The following is a 16,601-nucleotide window of genomic DNA, read 5'->3' on the forward strand; positions in this document are numbered from 1 at the left end:
AGATGAAAATCACCAAACTGACCACCTTTATCGTCCCGCCGCGCTGGTGCTTCCTCAAGGTCGAGACCGACCAGGGCGTGACCGGTTGGGGTGAGCCTGTGGTGGAGGGCCGCGCCCACACCGTGGCCGCCGCCGTTGAAGAACTTTCCGACTATTTGATCGGCAAAGACCCACGCAATATCGAAGATATCTGGACCGTGCTCTATCGCGGTGGCTTTTACCGTGGCGGCGCGGTGCACATGAGCGCCCTCGCCGGTATCGACCAGGCGCTGTGGGACATCAAGGGCAAGGCGCTCGGCGTGTCGGTCAGCGACCTGTTGGGTGGCCAGGTGCGTGACAAGATCCGCGTGTATTCCTGGATCGGCGGCGACCGCCCCGCCGACACCGCCCGTGCCGCCAAAGAGGCCGTGGCCCGTGGCTTCACCGCCGTGAAAATGAATGGCACCGAAGAATTGCAGTTCGTCGACAGCTTCGAGAAAGTCGACCTGGCATTGGCCAACGTTGCCGCCGTGCGCGATGCGGTCGGGCCTAACGTCGGCATCGGCGTCGACTTCCATGGCCGCGTGCACAAGCCCATGGCCAAGGTGCTGATGAAAGAGCTGGACCCGTACAAGCTGATGTTTATCGAAGAGCCGGTGCTCAGCGAAAACTACGAAGCGCTCAAGGAACTGGCGCCGTTGACCAGTACGCCGATTGCCCTGGGCGAGCGGCTGTTTTCCCGTTGGGACTTCAAGCGTGTGCTCAGCGAAGGTTATGTCGACATCATCCAACCGGACGCGTCCCACGCTGGCGGCATCACCGAAACCCGCAAGATCGCCAACATGGCCGAAGCCTACGACGTGGCCCTGGCCCTGCACTGCCCGCTGGGCCCGATTGCCCTGGCGGCGTGCCTGCAATTGGACGCGGTTTGCTACAACGCGTTTATTCAGGAGCAAAGCCTGGGTATTCACTACAACGAGAGCAATGACCTGCTCGATTACGTGCGCGATCCAGGCGTGTTCGACTATGAGAAAGGCTTCGTGAAGATCCCCAACGGGCCGGGCCTGGGCATTGAGATCAACGAGGAATACGTGATCGAACGCGCCGCCATCGGCCACCGCTGGCGCAACCCGATCTGGCGGCATGCCGACGGCAGCTTTGCCGAGTGGTGATTGCTCACTGAAGGAACCGGATCAACTGTGGGAGCTGGCTTGCCTGCGATAGCGGTCCGCCTGTGCCAGATCAGTTAGCTGATGCACCGCCATCGCAGGCAAGCCAGCCCCACAATGACCGCGCCCCGTCCTCAATAAACATAAGAAGAGGCAACCCCATGCACCCTGAATCCTTCACCGGGCAGGCTTCTCTCGTCACGCCTAGCAGAAAGCGTTTCTTCATCATGGTGCTGCTGTTTATCACCGTGGTGATCAACTACCTCGACCGCAGCAACCTGTCGATTGCCGCCCCGGCGCTGACCAGCGAACTGGGGATCGACCCGGTGCATGTCGGGCTGATCTTCTCCGCGTTCGGCTGGACCTACGCCGCCATGCAGATTCCCGGCGGCTGGCTGGTGGACCGCGTGCCGCCGCGCATTCTCTACACCGCTGCCCTGCTGTTGTGGTCCATCGCCACGGTGATGCTGGGGTTTGCGGCCAGCTTTATCGCGCTGTTTGTGCTGCGCATGGCCGTCGGTGCCCTGGAAGCACCGGCTTACCCAATCAACAGCCGCGTGGTCACCACCTGGTTTCCCGAGCGCGAGCGTGCCACCGCGATTGGCGTTTACACGTCCGGGCAGTTTGTCGGGCTGGCGTTTCTGACGCCGGTACTGGCCTGGCTGCAGCACGCATTTGGCTGGCACATGGTGTTTGTCGCCACCGGTGGCGTCGGCATCCTGTGGGCGTTGATCTGGTACGTGGTGTACCGCGAGCCGAAAGACTTCAAAGGCGCCAATGCGGCAGAAATCGAGTTGATCCGCGAGGGCGGCGGCCTGGTGGATATGCAGGCGAAAGCGGTCAAGGCGCCGTTCAGTTGGGTCGACCTCGGGATAGTGCTGAGCAAGCGCAAGCTGTGGGGCATCTACCTGGGGCAGTTCTGCCTGAACTCGACGCTGTGGTTTTTTCTGACGTGGTTCCCGACCTACCTGGTGAAATATCGCGGCATGGACTTCATCAAGTCCGGCCTGCTGGCCTCGCTGCCATTCCTCGCTGCGTTTATCGGCGTGCTGTGTTCTGGGGTTTTTTCTGATTGGCTGATTCGCCGGGGTACGTCGGTAGGTTTTGCGCGCAAGCTGCCGATCATTGGTGGGTTGCTGATTTCCACGGCGATCATCGGCGCCAACTATGTGGACTCGACGGCCTGGGTGATCGCGTTTCTGGCGCTGGCGTTCTTTGGGAATGGCCTGGCATCGATCACCTGGTCATTGGTGTCGACCCTGGCGCCGGCGCGGTTGTTGGGGCTGACGGGTGGGGTATTTAACTTCATCGGCAACTTGTCGGCGATTACCACGCCGATAGTGATTGGCTTTCTGGCCAGTGGGGATTCGTTTGCGCCGGCGATTACCTATATCGCGGTGCTGGCATTGCTGGGGGCGCTGTCCTACGTGTTGCTGGTGGGCAAGGTCGAGCGCATCGAGCTGTAAATCCATTGTTTGAGTGGCCCGAAACCCTGTGGCGAGTGGGCTTGTTGTGGCGAGCGGGCTTGCCCCGCGTTGGGCTGCGCAGCAGCCCCAATAAAGCCACTGCGGTTTTTCCAGATGGAACCGTGTTGTCTGGTTTTGGGGGCGCTTCGCACCCCAACGCGGGGCAAGCCCGCTCGCCACAACAGCTCCCCGCCACAAAAGCTTTGCTGGGCTAGTAGAGGGCGCCATCCAGGATTTGATAGACGATGCTGGTGCCGATGGCGATCAACACGATATCGCCGCCGGAACGACGCCATTCATACCCTGGGTATTGCGGCAGATGGGCCAAGGCGCGGTTGTCGAGGCGTTCGCCGTAGTAGTTGCGTGGCAGCGGTTGGCCCCGCACCAGACGCACGCCAGGAGGTGGTGGCGCCCCACGGCGGAAGTCGTTGTGGTTGTCACGGATCACCTGGCGCACGGGGCCGAAGTCCTGTGGCGGGCCACGACGGTTATCCTGCGGGCCGCGATGGTCGTCGCCGCGCTGCTCGTACTGGCCTTGCGGGCCGCCACGGCCTGGGCCATCGCCGCGTTGGTCGGGCGGCGCGGCCTGCGCCAGGGCACTTGCGCCGAGCATCAACACGCCAAGACCTGCGATCAAGCGTTTAGGCATTTTCATGGGGGCTTTCCTCAGTACTGCACGAACAAAAAAGGGATTTCGAACGAGGCTCGAAATCCCTTGGTCTTGTCAGTTTAGGTACTGGATTGCCCGGATGATTCCTCTGTATCAGGAACTTTACCCATTGCTACACGCCGCTTACGTACGGGCGTTACGGACACCTTCCGACAGCGCCGCGCAGAGGCTCAATACGCCATCAATTGCTTGCTGATCATTTTTCGCATTGGCGATGTGATCGATCAGCGCCGAACCGACCACCACACCGTCTGCCAGACGGGCGATAGCGGCGGCTTGTTCCGGTGTGCGAATACCAAAGCCGATGCTGATCGGCAGGTCGGTATGCCGACGCAGGCGCGTTACCGCTTCCTCGACGTGTTCCAGGGTGGCGGCACCGGCACCGGTCACACCGGCCACCGACACGTAATACACAAAACCGGAGCTGCCGTTAAGCACGGTCGGCAGGCGCACGTCATCAGTGGTCGGCGTGGTCAGGCGGATAAAGTCGATGCCTGCCGCCTGGGCCGGGTCGCACAGCTCGCCGTTATGCTCGGGCGGCATGTCGACCACGATCAGGCCGTCGACACCGGCTTCTTTGGCGTCAGCGATAAACGTGGGCACGCCGTATTTGTGGATCGGGTTGAAGTAACCCATCAGCACCAGTGGCGTGTCCTGGTTGTCTTTGCGGAACTCGCGAACCATCTGCAGGGTTTTCAGCAGGTTCTGTTTGGCTTCCAACGCACGGATGTTGGCCAGTTGAATCGCCGGGCCGTCGGCCATCGGGTCGGTGAAGGGCATGCCCAGCTCGATCACGTCGGCACCGGCGGCGGGCAAGCCCTTGAGGATCGCCAGCGAGGTGTCATAACCCGGGTCGCCGGCGGTGACGAAAGTCACCAGGGCGGCGCGGTTTTGTTCTTTCAGTTGCGCAAAACGGGTTTGCAGGCGGCTCATCAGTGTTTCTCCTGCTTTGACTGCTCTTGTTGAGAGTGTTCCATATGGTGCATCACGGTCTGCATGTCTTTGTCGCCACGGCCGGACAGGTTGACCACCATCAGGTGATCTTTCGGCAAGGTCGGTGCGCGCTTGAACACTTCAGCCAGGGCATGGGCGCTTTCCAGTGCAGGAATAATCCCTTCCAGGCGGCAGCATTTGTGGAAGGCTTCGAGGGCTTCGTCGTCGGTCACCGAGGTGTACTGAACACGGCCGATATCATGCAACCAGGCGTGTTCAGGGCCGATACCTGGGTAGTCGAGGCCGGCGGAAATCGAGTGGGCGTCGATGATCTGGCCGTCGTCGTCCTGCAACAGGAAGGTGCGGTTGCCGTGCAGCACGCCCGGTACACCACCGTTGAGGCTGGCGGCGTGCTTGCCGGTTTCGATGCCGTGGCCGGCGGCTTCAACGCCGATGATTTCGACGCTGGTGTCATCCAGGAACGGGTGGAACAGGCCCATGGCGTTGGAACCACCGCCGATGCATGCCACCAGGCTGTCCGGCAGGCGGCCTTCCTGGGCTTGCAGCTGGTCGCGGGTTTCCTTGCCGATCACGGCCTGGAAATCGCGCACCATCGCCGGGTACGGGTGGGGGCCGGCCACGGTGCCGATCAGGTAGAAGGTGCTGTCGACGTTGGTCACCCAGTCACGCAGGGCTTCGTTCATCGCGTCTTTAAGGGTGCCGGTGCCGGCGACCACCGGGATCACTTCTGCGCCCAGCAGCTTCATACGGAACACGTTGGCCTGCTGGCGCTCGATGTCGGTGGTGCCCATATAGATCACGCAATCGAGGCCAAAGCGCGCCGCCACGGTGGCGGTGGCCACGCCGTGCATGCCCGCGCCGGTCTCGGCGATGATGCGTTTTTTGCCCATGCGCCGCGCCAGCAGGATCTGGCCGATGCAGTTGTTGATCTTGTGCGCGCCGGTGTGGTTGAGCTCTTCGCGCTTGAGGTAGATCTTGGCGCCGCCACAGAACTCGGTCAGGCGCTCGGCGAAGTACAGCGGGCTTGGGCGCCCGACGTAGTCGCGTTGGAAGTAGGCCAATTCTTCGTTAAAGGCCGGATCGATCTTGGCCGCTTCGTATTCGCGGGCCAGGTCGAGGATCAACGGCATCAGGGTTTCAGCGACGTAGCGGCCGCCGAACGCGCCAAACAGGCCGTTGGCGTCGGGGCCGTTGCGAAGGTCGGTCTGGGACTGAGTCATGGGGCGCTCCAGGAAAGAAGGTGAGGAGAGGCAATGACGGCCACTCTACCCCTGACGCGCCAGGCTGAAAACCGATAAGATCGCCACAACCTGTCAGGAAAACTCACAGATGAGCCGAGACCTACCGCCCCTCAATGCCCTGCGTGCGTTTGAGGCCACCGCCCGCTTGAACAGCGTCAGTCAGGCAGCCGAGCAACTGCATGTGACCCATGGCGCGGTCAGTCGCCAGTTGAAGGTGCTGGAAGAGCACTTGGGTGTCAGCCTGTTCGCCAAAGACGGGCGCGGCCTTAAACTCACAGATGCAGGCGTTCGGCTCAGGGATGCCAGTGCCGAAGCGTTCGAGCGTTTAAGGGATGTTTGCGCCGAACTGACCCAGGCCAGCGCCGATGCGCCTTTTGTGCTCGGCTGCTCGGGCAGCTTGCTGGCGCGCTGGCTGATTCCGCGCCTGGGCCGCTTGAACGCAGACTTGCCCGACTTGCGTCTGCACCTGTCGGCGGGTGACGGCGACCTCGACCCACGGCGCCCCGGCCTGGATGCCCTGCTGGTTTTTGCGGAGCCGCCATGGCCAGCGGACATGCAGGTGTATGAGCTGGCCAGCGAGCGCATTGGCCCGGTAATGAGCCCGCGCTTCGCCGGTTACGAACGCCTGCGCCAGGCGCCGCCCCACGCCCTGTGCGGTGAAGCCTTGTTACACACCACCTCGCGCCCGCAGGCCTGGCCCATCTGGGCGCAGCAACATGACATCGAGCCCGGCGCGTTGAAGCACGGCCAGGGTTTTGAGCATTTGTATTATTTGCTGGAGGCGGCGGTGGCGGGTTTGGGTGTGGCAATTGCGCCCGAACCGCTGGTGGCAGAGGACCTGCGAGCGGGTCGCCTGGTGGCGCCGTGGGGTTTCAGTGAAACCCCGGCGCACCTGGCGTTGTGGCTACCCAAGCGCGCCGCAGACGGGCGCGCGGGTCAGTTGGCGCAGTGGCTCAAGGCTGAGCTGTTGCGCCAGCCAGTTTAGTCACCGCGTTTGCACAGCAGGTAAGCCGCCAACAGGCCCAGCGCGCCAACGGCAACGCCGGCGGTAGTCCATGGGTGCTCTTGTGCGTAGTCACGGGTTGCCGCGCTGGTTTCGCGGATTTTGACTTTGCTTTCTTCATAGGCATCGCTGATCAGGTGGCGGGAATGCTTGAGGGCATTCTCGGCATTGCTTTTCAGGGCCTTCAGCGTTTTGCGCGACTCATCGGACGCATCGTCCTTGAGGCTCTCAAGGGACTTGAGCAGGCTCGAAATCTCGGCTTCCATGCTTTCCAGCGACGCTTTGCGTAAAGAAGTGTTGGCCATGTGGAACTCTCCTGAAGTGATTGAGTGGCATGTGTAGATACCGACTCCACGGTTTTCAGAAAGTGCAGTAAATCTGAACTTTCGAGTGGGATTGGTCGCCAGAAGCAGTACGAAGATTCACTGCTACGCTCACTAGAGACCTCAGGAGAAACGTTATGTCTGATCATCACACCTACAAGAAAGTCGAACTGGTCGGCTCCTCGACCACCAGCATCGAAGATGCCATCAACAACGCCATCGCTGAAGCGCACAAGAGCATCAAGCACCTGGAGTGGTTCGAAGTGACCGAAACACGCGGCCATATCAAGGACGGCAAGGCCGCGCACTTCCAGGTCACGCTCAAGGTGGGATTCCGAATTGCCAGTAGTTGATCCCGTGAGTTGAACTTGCTGACTGGCCGATTGCCATAACCTGCGCTACAACCATTGGGTGCCGACGCCATAAGCGTCGGCACGCACTTTTCGATCAGCGCAAGGAAAGTAACGGATGAAGAAGTTCCTGTTAGCGGTAGGTTTGTTGAGCATTGCGGGCACTGCCCTGGCGGCGGGCAAGCCTTGTGAAGAGCTGAAAGGTGAACTCGCGGCGAAGCTCGACGCTAAAGGTGTTCAGCATTATTCGCTGGATGTTGTCGACAAAGGCGCGGCGGCCGATGGCAAAGTGATTGGCAGCTGCGAAGGCGGCACCAAGGAAATCGTCTACAAGCGCGGTTAATCCCGTGCAGACATGAAACGACGCACTTGTGGCGAGGGAGCTTGCTCCCGCTGAGTGCGCAGCGCTCCCTTTCTTTTGGGGCCGCTACGCAGCCCAGCGGGAGCAAGCTCCCTAGCCACAGGTGCGTCGTTTTTTTCGCCTGCGGGTAATCAGCCCTTCATCACCTGCGCCAGCAACTCGTAGGAATGAATCCGGTCGGCATGCTCATACAGGTCGCTGGTAAAGATCAGCTCATCGGCGCCGGTTTGCTCGATCAACACTTCCAACTTCGCACGGATCTTCGCTGGGCTACCGACCATGGCCAGGCCAAGGAAGCTGCCCACCGCGTCTTTTTCATGGGGCAGCCACAGGCCGTCCATGGTTTTCACCGGCGGGCGTTGCACCAGGCTTTGCCCGCGCATCAGCGCCAGGATGCGTTGGTACACGGAAGTGGCCAGGTAGTCGGCCTGCTCGTCGGTGTCGGCGGCCACAAGGGGAATGCCAAGCATCACGTAGGGCTTGTCCAGCACGGCTGAAGGCTTGAAGTGATTGCGGTACACGCGAATCGCCTCGTGCATCAAGCGGGGTGCGAAATGGGAGGCGAAGGCGTAGGGCAAACCACGCTCACCGGCCAGTTGTGCGCTGAACAGGCTGGAACCGAGCAGCCACACCGGCACGTTGGTGCCGGTACCGGGTACGGCGATGATCCGTTGGTCGGGCGTGCGTGGCCCCAGGTAGGCCATCAGTTCGGCCACATCTTCCGGAAACTCGTCAGCGCTGCCGGAGCGTTCACGGCGCAGGGCGCGGGCGGTCATCTGGTCGGAACCGGGGGCGCGGCCCAGGCCCAGGTCGATACGGCCGGGGTACAGGCTTTCCAGGGTGCCGAACTGCTCGGCAATCACCAACGGCGCGTGGTTGGGCAGCATCACACCGCCGGAGCCGACGCGAATCGTTGAGGTGCCACCGGCCAAATAACCCAGCAGCACCGAAGTGGCCGAGCTGGCGATGCCGTCCATATTATGGTGTTCAGCTACCCAGAAACGGTTGTAGCCGAACTTTTCCACGTGCTGGGCCAGGTCCAGCGAGTTGCGCAATGACTGCGCGATGCTGCCGTTGGCGCGCACGGGCACGAGGTCGAGGGTCGAGAACTTCACGTCGGACAGCGATTTCATAAGCCTGCTTCTCCATTAGGTGCGCAGGCTTATAGACGAACCAAAACCTGCCGCTTCATGTGCATGCTCTATGCAATGAGGGCATATACCCGAGATTCAATAGCAACTGCGAAATTTCCTACTAAATCGCTAGGTTTCTCCGACAAGATGAACTTTGCCGGGCCGACTATCCTCAGAACCCTTACTGACGCAAAACCACCGTTCGAGGAGAGAGCTATGAGTATTGTTAAAAAAGCATCCGCGCATTGGGAAGGTGATCTGAAGACGGGCCTGGGTTCCATCTCCACGGAAACTGGCGTGCTGCGCGAAGCACCCTATGGCTTCAAGGCCCGTTTCGAAGGCGGCAAGGGCACCAACCCTGAAGAGTTGATCGGCGCGGCCCACGCTGGCTGTTTCTCCATGGCATTTTCCATGATTCTGGGCGATGCCGGCCTTAAGGCTGACAGCATCGACACTCAGGCTGAAGTGACCCTGGACCAGGTGGATGGCGGTTTTGCGATTACCGCCGTGCATTTGGTCTTGAAAGCCAAGATCCCCGGCGCAAGCCAGGCGCAGTTCGAGGAACTGAGCAAAAAGGCGAAGGAAGGCTGCCCAGTGTCGAAAGTGCTGAACGCAAAAATCAGCCTGGATGCCACGCTGGTCTAACTGACACAGCAAGATCCCCTGTGGGAGCGGGCTTGTGTGGGAGCCGGGCTTGCCCGCGATAGGTTCACCTCGGTTATCCAGTTGTATCGAGGCGTTGCCATCGCAGGCAAGCCAGCTCCCACACAGGCCCGTTCCCACATTTTGTTCTGCGTTAAATCAGAACTCGCGTTTAGATCGTTCCCACGCTCCCGCGTGGGAATGCAGCCCGTGACGCTCTGCGTCACACCTGCACAGAACTTGAATGCTGTGGGCGGGACGCGGAGCGTCCCAGGCGGCATTCCCACGCAGAGCGTGGGAACGATCTGATTCCCTGTGGGAGCGGGCTTGTGTGGGAGCCGGGCTTGCCCGCGATAGGTTCACCTCGGTTATCCAGTTGTATCGAGGCGTTGCCATCGCAGGCAAGCCAGCTCCCACAAAGGCCCGTTCCCATAGTTTGTTGTGCGTTAAATCAGAACTCGCGTTTCCAAAATGTGGTCGAATAGCCTAGGCGCACACCCGTGCGCAGTGCATTCAGGGAGCTTCACACATGAAACGTTTTGCCTTGGCGATCATTTGCGGTGTATTGGCCACTTCGGCCGTGGCCGCGCCAAAAGATTGTGAAGAGCTCAAGCAAGAGATCGAGGTAAAGATCCAGGCCAAGGCGATTCCGTCTTACACCCTGGAAATCATCACCGCCGAAGAAGCCAAGAATCATGACAGCGCCATGATCGTCGGCTCCTGCGAAAACGGCACCAAGCGGATCATCTATCAGAAGAATAGCGACTGATCAGATGCAATTAACGCTGCGCTCCTCCGCCAACAGCTGACGCGCCGCGTTGTACAGCCGGATATTGGGCGTAAAAGCCAGCGAGCGCCCCTCCAGCACATAGCGTTGGCCTGCCTGGAAGTTGTCGTATTGCAGGGTCATGAAGCAGGTTCGGTCATGGGTCTGGTCCAGGCCGCCAAAGCCCGCCCCGGTGTTCACTTCGAAATCAAAGCGCACCATCAGCTCATGGCTGCCGGGTGGCACCTGGAAGAAACGCCCGTCGTTGAGGTTCTTGCCGTCCAGGCGCTGGGCCATCACCAGTTTGGCGCCGGGTGTCGGCGTGGCGAAATCGATCCAGGCCTGGTGCGGGTCGACCGGCGGGATTGGGGTCGAAGCGCAGGCGCTGAGAAACAAGGCGGTGACGGGGAGCAAGAGCTGGCGCATGGCGGGCACTCAACGGTGGGTAAGAATTCAACCTGGCAGCCTGTGGCAACAGACGCTGTATCAGTATAAACACGCCACGGCATGGAAAAATTCCGTGCAGGCAGGATAGTCTGGCGGGCCAATAACCCAGGAGCGGTCGGTGCATGGTCAGGCGTTTTCTTCCAGGGTTGATGGTGCTGCTGCTCAGCGGCTGTTCCAGCGTGAGTTATTACAGCCAGTTGGCCAGCGGCCAATGGCAGTTGCTGCGGGCTCGGGAGCCGGTTGCCGAGGTCATCGCCGACCCTGCTCGCCCACAGGCGTTGCGCGCCCACCTGATGCAATCGCAGCAGGCCCGCACCTTTGCCAGTGAGCACCTGCACCTGCCTGACAACCAGAGTTACCGCCTGTACGCCGACATTGGCCGGCCTTACGTGGTCTGGAATGTGTTCGCTACGCAGGAATTTTCTCTCTCGCCCCAAACCCACTGCTTCCCTATCGCTGGGTGTGTGGCCTATCGCGGCTATTACAGCCAGGGCGCAGCACGCGGCGAAGCGGCGCTATTGCAGCAACAAGGCATGGATGTGTCGATGGGCGGCGTCGAAGCCTATTCCACCCTGGGCTGGTTCAACGACCCGATCATGAGTTCGATGATGCATTGGGGGGATGAGCGCCTGGCCACGCTGATCTTCCACGAGCTGGCGCACCAACGCTTTTATGTGAAGGACGACACCGAGTTCAACGAGTCCTATGCCAACTTCGTCGAGCAGGAAGGCACCCGTCAATGGCGTGCGGCGCGGGGCTTGGCGCCGCTGAGCAATGCGGCGTTGCAGCAGCGCGACCAATTTATCCGGCTGGTGCTCGATACCCGCAAACGCCTGGAGGCGTTGTACGCACAGCCCTTGGCGGCGGATGTGATGCGCCAGGCCAAAGCGGCAGAGTTCGAGCGCCTGCGCAGTGAGTACCGGCACATGCGCGACAGCCAATGGGGCGGTGACAAGCGTTATGACGCGTGGATCAACCAGCCGATGAACAATGCGCGGTTATTGCCGTTCGGGCTGTATGACCAGTGGGTGCCGGCGTTTGCGGCGTTGTTTGCGCAGCAAGGCGGGGATTGGGTGAAGTTCTTTGCGGCGGTGGAGAAGCTGGGTGGGTTGCCGGTGGAGCAGCGTAAGGCGGCGTTGCGGCAGTTGGAAGGTGGTGGCCGTTAGGGCCTTATCGCAGCATAACTATCTACCCTACCTGTTAACACAAAGTCTGTGGCAGGTGGGCTGTTGTGGCGAGCAGGCTTGTCCTGCGTTGGGCTGCGAAGCGGCCCCAGTAAAGGCACTGCAATTTTCCTGAAAGAACTCAGCGTCTGGGTTTGGCGCTGCTTCGCAGCCCAACGCAGGACAAGCCTGCTCGCCACAGGAGAAATTGGCTGCCTTCAAAAGTTGTAGATACCCATGCCCATCGCAGGCAAGCCAGCTCCCACAGTTTGAATTGTGAACACGGTCAAATGTGGGAGCTGGCTTGCCTGCGATAGCGGTCTCAGCCGCGCTGCAAAAACGCCTGATGCATCTGCTCCAGCGTCTCAAAATGCAAGGTCGGCGCCTCAGCATTCAGTTCTTCAAAACTACCAAACCCATAACCCACCGCCGCCGAATCCAACCCATTGCTGCGCGCCCCGATCAAGTCGTGCTTGCGATCACCAATCATCAGGGTAGTCGCCGGGTCCAAACCCTCTTCGTTCATCAGGTGCGCAATCAGCTCAACCTTGTTGGTGCGCGTGCCATCCAGTTCGCTGCCGTAGATCACTTTGAAGTGCTTGGCAAAATCAAAATGCCGGGCAATCTCACGGGCAAACACCCACGGCTTGGATGTGGCGACATACAGCTGGCGGCCCTGGCCGTTCAGCTCCTCAAGCAACGGCATCACGCCATCGAATACGCGGTTTTCATACAGGCCGGTGACCTTGAAGCGTTCGCGATAAAAATTCACCGCTTCCCAGGCTTTGGCCTCATCGAAGTCATAGAACTGCATAAAGGCTTGCAGCAAGGGCGGGCCGATAAAGTGTTCCAGCTTGGTCAGGTCCGGTTCATCGATGCCGAGTTTGCCGAGGGCGTACTGGATCGAGCGGGTGATGCCCTCACGCGGGTCGGTCAGGGTGCCGTCCAGGTCGAACAGCACGGTGGAGTAGTTCAGGGTCATCGGTCGAATCCTTCCGCCAGGTGCAGGTCTTTGAGCTTCACGTAGTTCGCGGCGCTGTAGGTGAAGAAGGCCCGTTCTTTGTCAGTCAGTGGGCGGATCTGTTTAACCGGGCTGCCCACGTACAAAAAACCACTCTCAAGTTTCTTGCCGGGCGGCACCAGGCTGCCGGCGCCGATGATCACATCGTCTTCCACCACCGCGCCGTCCATCACGATGCTGCCCATGCCGATCAGGATGCGATTGCCGACCGTGCAGCCGTGCAGCATGACTTTGTGGGCGATGGTCACGTCATCGCCGATCAGCAGCGGGAAGCCGTCCGGGTTGAACGGCCCGGCGTGGGTGATGTGCAGTACACAGCCGTCCTGCACGCTGGTGCGCGCACCGATGCGGATGCGGTGCATGTCGCCGCGAATCACGGTCAGCGGCCAAACCGAGCTGTCGGTGCCGATTTCGACATCGCCGATCACCACCGCCGAAATATCGACAAAAGCCCCGGCGCCCAGGGTTGGCGTGTGGTTCTGATAGGTGCGAAGGGTCACGATAGCCTCTCTCTTATAGGTTGATAGCTGCGGTGGGTGTTGATTGTAATTAAGATGGCCCCATCTTTGTCTTATCAGTTTCTTCAGCCAAGGTACCCACCGTGAGCGCGAACAACCCACTTTTGCAGTCCTACGACCTGCCGCCGTTCTCGGCGATCCGTGCCGAGCACGTGCAGCCGGCCATTGAACAGATCCTCGCCGACAACCGCGTTGCCATCGAAGGCATCCTGCAAAGCCAGGGTAAAAACCCTACGTGGGCCGGTCTGGTACTGGCCATGGACGAACTGAATGACCGCCTGGGCGCCGCCTGGAGCCCGGTCAGCCACCTCAACGCCGTGTGCAACAGCGCTGAATTGCGCGAAGCCTACGAGGCTTGCCTGCCGGCATTGAGCGCCTATTCCACCGAGATGGGCCAGAACCGCGAACTGTTCCAGGCCTTCGAAGCCCTGGCCAACAGCCCGGAAGCCGCCGGTTTCGATGTGGCGCAAAAAACCATTCTGGAACATTCACTGCGCGACTTCCGCCTGTCGGGTATCGATTTGCCGCCTGAGCAGCAAAAACGCTACGCCGAAGTGCAGAGCAAACTGTCTGAGCTGGGCAGCAAGTTCTCCAACCAATTGCTGGACGCCACCCAGGCGTGGACCAAGCACGTCACCGACGAAGCCACCCTCGCCGGCCTGACCGACTCGGCCAAGGCGCAAATGGCCGCCGCCGCCCAGGCCAAAGGCCTCGATGGCTGGCTGATCACCCTCGAATTCCCAAGCTACTACGCGGTGATGACCTACGCCCAGGACCGCGCCCTGCGTGAAGAAGTCTACGCGGCCTACTGCACCCGTGCGTCAGACCAAGGCCCGAATGCCGGTAAGAACGATAATGGCCCGGTGATGGAGCAGATCCTCGACCTGCGTCAGGAACTGGCCAAACTGTTGGGCTACGCGTCGTTCTCCGAGCTGAGCCTGGCGACCAAAATGGCCGAGTCCAGCGACCAGGTGCTGAGCTTCCTGCGCGACTTGGCCAAGCGCAGCAAACCCTTTGCCGCCCAGGACCTGCAACAGCTCAAGGCTTACGCTGCCGAACAAGGCTGCGCCGACCTGCAAAGCTGGGACAGCGGTTTCTACGGCGAAAAACTCCGTGAGCAACGCTACAGCGTGTCCCAGGAAGCCCTGCGCGCCTACTTCCCGATCGACAAAGTGCTGAGCGGCCTGTTCGCCATCGTGCAGCGCCTGTACGGCATCGAGATCGCCGAGCAAAAAGGCTTCGACACCTGGCACCCGGATGTTCGCCTGTTTGAGATCAAGGAAAACGGCCAGCACGTTGGCCGTTTCTTCTTCGACCTGTACGCCCGCGCCAACAAGCGTGGCGGCGCGTGGATGGACGGCGCGCGCGATCGCCGCCGTACTGTCGACGGTGTGCTGCAAAGCCCGGTGGCGAACCTGGTGTGCAACTTCACCCCGGCCGACAGCGGCAAGCCTGCCCTGCTGACCCACGATGAAGTGACTACGCTGTTCCACGAATTCGGCCACGGCCTGCACCACCTGCTGACCCGCGTTGAACACGCGGGCGTGTCCGGCATCAACGGCGTGGCCTGGGATGCGGTGGAGCTGCCGAGCCAGTTCATGGAGAACTGGTGCTGGGAGCCGGAAGGCCTGGCGCTGATTTCCGGTCACTATGAAAGCGGCGAGCCGCTGCCTCAGGACCTGCTGGAAAAAATGCTCGCGGCGAAGAACTTCCAGTCTGGCCTGATGATGGTGCGCCAGTTGGAATTCTCGCTGTTCGACTTCGAACTGCATGCCACCCACGGCGATGGCCGCACGGTGGCTCAGGTGCTCGAAGGCGTGCGCGATGAGGTCTCGGTGATGCGTCCGCCAGCCTACAATCGTTTCCCCAACAGCTTCGCGCACATCTTCGCTGGCGGTTATGCCGCGGGTTACTACAGCTACAAGTGGGCCGAAGTGCTGTCTGCCGATGCTTTCTCCAAGTTTGAAGAAGACGGCGTGCTCAATGCCGAAACCGGCCGGGCATTTCGCGAAGCGATTCTGGCGCGCGGTGGCTCCCAGGCGCCGATGGTGCTGTTCGTCGACTTCCGCGGACGTGCACCGTCGATTGACGCACTCTTGCGCCACAGCGGCCTGAGTGAGGACGCAGCAGCATGAGTGATGGGCCTGTGGTGACCAAAAAGCAATTTATCGCCGGGGCGGTTTGCCCGGCGTGCGAAGAGTTGGACAAGTTGAAAATGTGGAACGAAGACGATGTGCCGCACCGCGAATGTGTGGCCTGCGGCTATTCGGACACGTTGAATGAACAAGGCAATTCGGTGCCCAAGGAATTGGGCACGCGGGTCAATACGTCGGCGTTGAAGGCGCCTGCGGACCCGAAGGTGCGGGCGGTGCAGTTTTTCCCTAATCCCAAGCTGAAAAAGGACTGATCCCCGACGCCTGCTTCTGCTTGGGGCGGGCTTTTTGTGGGAGTCGGGCTTGCCCGCGATGCAGGCACCGTGGTGTGTCATTCACACCGCGTTGAAGCTATCGCAGGCAAGCCAGCTCCCACAGCCAGCTCCCACAGAAAGGCGCGCTACAGTTGCCCTTCGGCCTTGTCTGTCGTGGTGATCCAGCTTTTTACCGAGCACAGTGCAAAGGCACTGGTGCTGCAGTCGCCATTGGCCAATGCTGTACGCAACTTGTCGATATCTGCCTTCATCATGTAGCGAACGCCGTCTTTAAAGCCGTTACTTGAACCAAAGCCGCCCAGCGTCATCTCGTTCAGCGCATCCTCTTTGCTCCAACCCTGAATCACCACCCGATACATCGCCGCCATCAGGCCAGTGCGATCGGAGCCGTGCTTGCAGTGCATCAGCACCGAGCCATGGGTTTCGGCTTCTTGAATGGCCCGGAGTGCCGCCAGCACGTCGGCATCGTCGACATGGTTGGTGCGATAGGTCAGCTGCACCTGTTTGATATCAGACGTCTTCAGCCAGGGCGCATCAGATTCCGGCAGGAAGTTGATCACCGTGCCGATCTTCAGATTTTGCAGCACCGGCAGCGCAGTGCTGTCCGGCAATGCACTGCGATACAGCGTGGGCGTCATCTGGTGCAGGTTGAATTGGTCGCCCACCGGCTGTGCCCACTCAGGCGAGCGGATAGACGTAGCCTCGTCGGCCTGGGCCTGCAGTGTGGTGAACAGTGCCATGAACGCCAGGCCAAAGGCGGGCAGTGATCGAATCGTGAACATGCGCATTGAGACCGAATGGGATAGGGCTGATGGGCTAAATATTCGCCTGCGAGGGGTCAATGCCGTGTGAGGTGGCCGTCAAAGAATCGTGAATCCGCCCATCTGATCCGCTGTTTTTCGCGCTGAATCGATTTCTCTTAATGCTTAGGCTGCTATCATTTGTAACTATTGATTGCCAGTGTGTG

19 protein-coding genes are annotated in these 16,601 nt (G+C 60.5%); 10 read left to right on the plus strand and 9 right to left on the minus strand.

Annotated elements, in window-relative coordinates; all coding sequences use genetic code 11:
* The first annotated feature begins 2 nt into the window (after window positions 1-2).
* Window positions 3-1,151, plus strand: coding sequence for a galactonate dehydratase (gene dgoD / locus HU759_RS01085; RefSeq protein WP_186617206.1), 1,149 nt, complete (start codon window positions 3-5; stop codon window positions 1,149-1,151).
* A 158-nt stretch (window positions 1,152-1,309) separates the two neighbouring features.
* Window positions 1,310-2,614: an MFS transporter gene (locus HU759_RS01090; protein WP_186617205.1), complete on the plus strand. Its 1,305-nt coding sequence runs from the start codon at window positions 1,310-1,312 to the stop codon at window positions 2,612-2,614.
* Between the two features lie 211 nt (window positions 2,615-2,825).
* On the opposite strand, the gene HU759_RS01095 is transcribed toward HU759_RS01090, so the two are convergent.
* The 3 genes from HU759_RS01095 to trpB form a co-directional block, all read right to left on the minus strand.
* Entirely contained in the window at window positions 2,826-3,269 is a 444-nt protein-coding gene (locus HU759_RS01095) for an anti-virulence regulator CigR family protein (protein WP_017137925.1), read from the minus strand.
* Window positions 3,270-3,407: 138 nt separating this feature from the next.
* A complete protein-coding gene (gene trpA / locus HU759_RS01100; protein ID WP_017137924.1) occupies window positions 3,408-4,217 on the minus strand; it encodes a tryptophan synthase subunit alpha in 810 nt (269 codons plus the stop codon).
* Window positions 4,217-5,458, minus strand: coding sequence for a tryptophan synthase subunit beta (gene trpB / locus HU759_RS01105; RefSeq protein WP_058420548.1), 1,242 nt, complete (start codon window positions 5,456-5,458; stop codon window positions 4,217-4,219). The genes trpA and trpB overlap by 1 nt, the downstream gene beginning before the upstream one ends.
* A gap of 109 nt (window positions 5,459-5,567) precedes the next feature.
* Here trpB and HU759_RS01110 point away from each other — a divergent pair, with 109 nt between their 5' ends.
* On the plus strand, window positions 5,568-6,464 hold the full coding sequence (locus HU759_RS01110; protein ID WP_099550179.1) for a LysR family transcriptional regulator: 897 nt from the start codon (window positions 5,568-5,570) through the stop codon (window positions 6,462-6,464).
* On the opposite strand, the gene HU759_RS01115 is transcribed toward HU759_RS01110, so the two are convergent.
* Window positions 6,461-6,787 carry a DUF883 family protein gene (locus HU759_RS01115; RefSeq protein WP_003187304.1) on the minus strand — a complete coding sequence of 109 codons (327 nt, stop codon included), beginning with the start codon at window positions 6,785-6,787 and terminating at the stop codon, window positions 6,461-6,463. The genes HU759_RS01110 and HU759_RS01115 overlap by 4 nt on opposite strands.
* 155 nt (window positions 6,788-6,942) lie before the next feature.
* On the opposite strand from HU759_RS01115, the gene HU759_RS01120 reads away from it, so the two are divergent.
* Window positions 6,943-7,158, plus strand: coding sequence for a dodecin (locus HU759_RS01120; protein WP_016969657.1), 216 nt, complete (start codon window positions 6,943-6,945; stop codon window positions 7,156-7,158).
* A 115-nt stretch (window positions 7,159-7,273) separates the two neighbouring features.
* Window positions 7,274-7,498 carry a DUF1161 domain-containing protein gene (locus tag HU759_RS01125; protein ID WP_017137921.1) on the plus strand — a complete coding sequence of 75 codons (225 nt, stop codon included), beginning with the start codon at window positions 7,274-7,276 and terminating at the stop codon, window positions 7,496-7,498.
* 149 nt (window positions 7,499-7,647) lie between these two features.
* On the opposite strand, the gene HU759_RS01130 is transcribed toward HU759_RS01125, so the two are convergent.
* Window positions 7,648-8,649, minus strand: coding sequence for an LLM class flavin-dependent oxidoreductase (locus HU759_RS01130; protein ID WP_017137920.1), 1,002 nt, complete (start codon window positions 8,647-8,649; stop codon window positions 7,648-7,650).
* Between the two features lie 216 nt (window positions 8,650-8,865).
* Between HU759_RS01130 and HU759_RS01135 the strand changes: the two genes are divergently transcribed.
* Together HU759_RS01135 and HU759_RS01140 are read left to right on the plus strand one after the other, a co-directional pair.
* Window positions 8,866-9,294, plus strand: a complete 429-nt coding sequence (locus HU759_RS01135; protein ID WP_017137919.1) for an OsmC family protein — start codon at window positions 8,866-8,868, stop codon at window positions 9,292-9,294.
* A gap of 526 nt (window positions 9,295-9,820) precedes the next feature.
* Entirely contained in the window at window positions 9,821-10,060 is a 240-nt protein-coding gene (locus tag HU759_RS01140; protein WP_017137918.1) for a DUF1161 domain-containing protein, read from the plus strand.
* On the opposite strand, the gene HU759_RS01145 is transcribed toward HU759_RS01140, so the two are convergent.
* A complete protein-coding gene (locus HU759_RS01145; RefSeq protein ID WP_017137917.1) occupies window positions 10,061-10,483 on the minus strand; it encodes a hypothetical protein in 423 nt (140 codons plus the stop codon).
* Between the two features lie 143 nt (window positions 10,484-10,626).
* Between HU759_RS01145 and HU759_RS01150 the strand changes: the two genes are divergently transcribed.
* Entirely contained in the window at window positions 10,627-11,670 is a 1,044-nt protein-coding gene (locus HU759_RS01150; RefSeq protein WP_138450621.1) for an aminopeptidase, read from the plus strand.
* 319 nt (window positions 11,671-11,989) lie between these two features.
* Here the strand turns inward: HU759_RS01150 and HU759_RS01155 are convergent, their stop codons facing one another.
* Together HU759_RS01155 and HU759_RS01160 are read right to left on the minus strand one after the other, a co-directional pair.
* Window positions 11,990-12,649 (minus strand): HAD family hydrolase, encoded by a 660-nt coding sequence (locus HU759_RS01155; RefSeq protein WP_170040616.1) that lies wholly within the window; start codon window positions 12,647-12,649, stop codon window positions 11,990-11,992.
* A complete protein-coding gene (locus HU759_RS01160; protein ID WP_056860985.1) occupies window positions 12,646-13,188 on the minus strand; it encodes a gamma carbonic anhydrase family protein in 543 nt (180 codons plus the stop codon). The genes HU759_RS01155 and HU759_RS01160 overlap by 4 nt, the downstream gene beginning before the upstream one ends.
* Before the next feature lie 101 nt (window positions 13,189-13,289).
* On the opposite strand from HU759_RS01160, the gene prlC reads away from it, so the two are divergent.
* Both prlC and HU759_RS01170 read left to right on the plus strand, forming a co-directional pair.
* Window positions 13,290-15,341 (plus strand): oligopeptidase A, encoded by a 2,052-nt coding sequence (gene prlC / locus HU759_RS01165; RefSeq protein WP_017137913.1) that lies wholly within the window; start codon window positions 13,290-13,292, stop codon window positions 15,339-15,341.
* Window positions 15,338-15,613, plus strand: a complete 276-nt coding sequence (locus tag HU759_RS01170) for a YheV family putative zinc ribbon protein (RefSeq protein WP_186618274.1) — start codon at window positions 15,338-15,340, stop codon at window positions 15,611-15,613. The genes prlC and HU759_RS01170 overlap by 4 nt, the downstream gene beginning before the upstream one ends.
* 146 nt (window positions 15,614-15,759) lie before the next feature.
* On the opposite strand, the gene HU759_RS01175 is transcribed toward HU759_RS01170, so the two are convergent.
* On the minus strand, window positions 15,760-16,416 hold the full coding sequence (locus tag HU759_RS01175; protein WP_170040618.1) for a dual specificity protein phosphatase family protein: 657 nt from the start codon (window positions 16,414-16,416) through the stop codon (window positions 15,760-15,762).
* Window positions 16,417-16,601 lie beyond the last annotated feature (185 nt).

Origin of the sequence: Pseudomonas sp. OE 28.3 (assembly GCF_014268205.2) — a bacterium.
Classification (GTDB): domain Bacteria; phylum Pseudomonadota; class Gammaproteobacteria; order Pseudomonadales; family Pseudomonadaceae; genus Aquipseudomonas; species Aquipseudomonas edaphica.

Excerpts from the sequence above, each read along its gene's own strand:
- HU759_RS01090 (WP_186617205.1), top strand. The coding sequence starts at position 1,310 with ATGCACCCTGAATCCTTCACCGGGCAGGCTTCTCTCGTCACGCCTAGC.
- HU759_RS01110 (WP_099550179.1), top strand. The coding sequence starts at position 5,568 with ATGAGCCGAGACCTACCGCCCCTCAATGCCCTGCGTGCGTTTGAGGCC.
- HU759_RS01125 (WP_017137921.1), top strand. The coding sequence starts at position 7,274 with ATGAAGAAGTTCCTGTTAGCGGTAGGTTTGTTGAGCATTGCGGGCACT.
- HU759_RS01115 (WP_003187304.1), bottom strand. The coding sequence starts at position 6,787 with ATGGCCAACACTTCTTTACGCAAAGCGTCGCTGGAAAGCATGGAAGCC.
- HU759_RS01145 (WP_017137917.1), bottom strand. The coding sequence starts at position 10,483 with ATGCGCCAGCTCTTGCTCCCCGTCACCGCCTTGTTTCTCAGCGCCTGC.
- HU759_RS01135 (WP_017137919.1), top strand. The coding sequence starts at position 8,866 with ATGAGTATTGTTAAAAAAGCATCCGCGCATTGGGAAGGTGATCTGAAG.
- HU759_RS01155 (WP_170040616.1), bottom strand. The coding sequence starts at position 12,649 with ATGACCCTGAACTACTCCACCGTGCTGTTCGACCTGGACGGCACCCTG.
- HU759_RS01120 (WP_016969657.1), top strand. The coding sequence starts at position 6,943 with ATGTCTGATCATCACACCTACAAGAAAGTCGAACTGGTCGGCTCCTCG.
- HU759_RS01150 (WP_138450621.1), top strand. The coding sequence starts at position 10,627 with ATGGTCAGGCGTTTTCTTCCAGGGTTGATGGTGCTGCTGCTCAGCGGC.
- HU759_RS01095 (WP_017137925.1), bottom strand. The coding sequence starts at position 3,269 with ATGAAAATGCCTAAACGCTTGATCGCAGGTCTTGGCGTGTTGATGCTC.
- trpA (WP_017137924.1), bottom strand. The coding sequence starts at position 4,217 with ATGAGCCGCCTGCAAACCCGTTTTGCGCAACTGAAAGAACAAAACCGC.
- dgoD (WP_186617206.1), top strand. The coding sequence starts at position 3 with ATGAAAATCACCAAACTGACCACCTTTATCGTCCCGCCGCGCTGGTGC.
- HU759_RS01140 (WP_017137918.1), top strand. The coding sequence starts at position 9,821 with ATGAAACGTTTTGCCTTGGCGATCATTTGCGGTGTATTGGCCACTTCG.
- HU759_RS01175 (WP_170040618.1), bottom strand. The coding sequence starts at position 16,416 with ATGTTCACGATTCGATCACTGCCCGCCTTTGGCCTGGCGTTCATGGCA.
- trpB (WP_058420548.1), bottom strand. The coding sequence starts at position 5,458 with ATGACTCAGTCCCAGACCGACCTTCGCAACGGCCCCGACGCCAACGGC.
- HU759_RS01130 (WP_017137920.1), bottom strand. The coding sequence starts at position 8,649 with ATGAAATCGCTGTCCGACGTGAAGTTCTCGACCCTCGACCTCGTGCCC.
- HU759_RS01170 (WP_186618274.1), top strand. The coding sequence starts at position 15,338 with ATGAGTGATGGGCCTGTGGTGACCAAAAAGCAATTTATCGCCGGGGCG.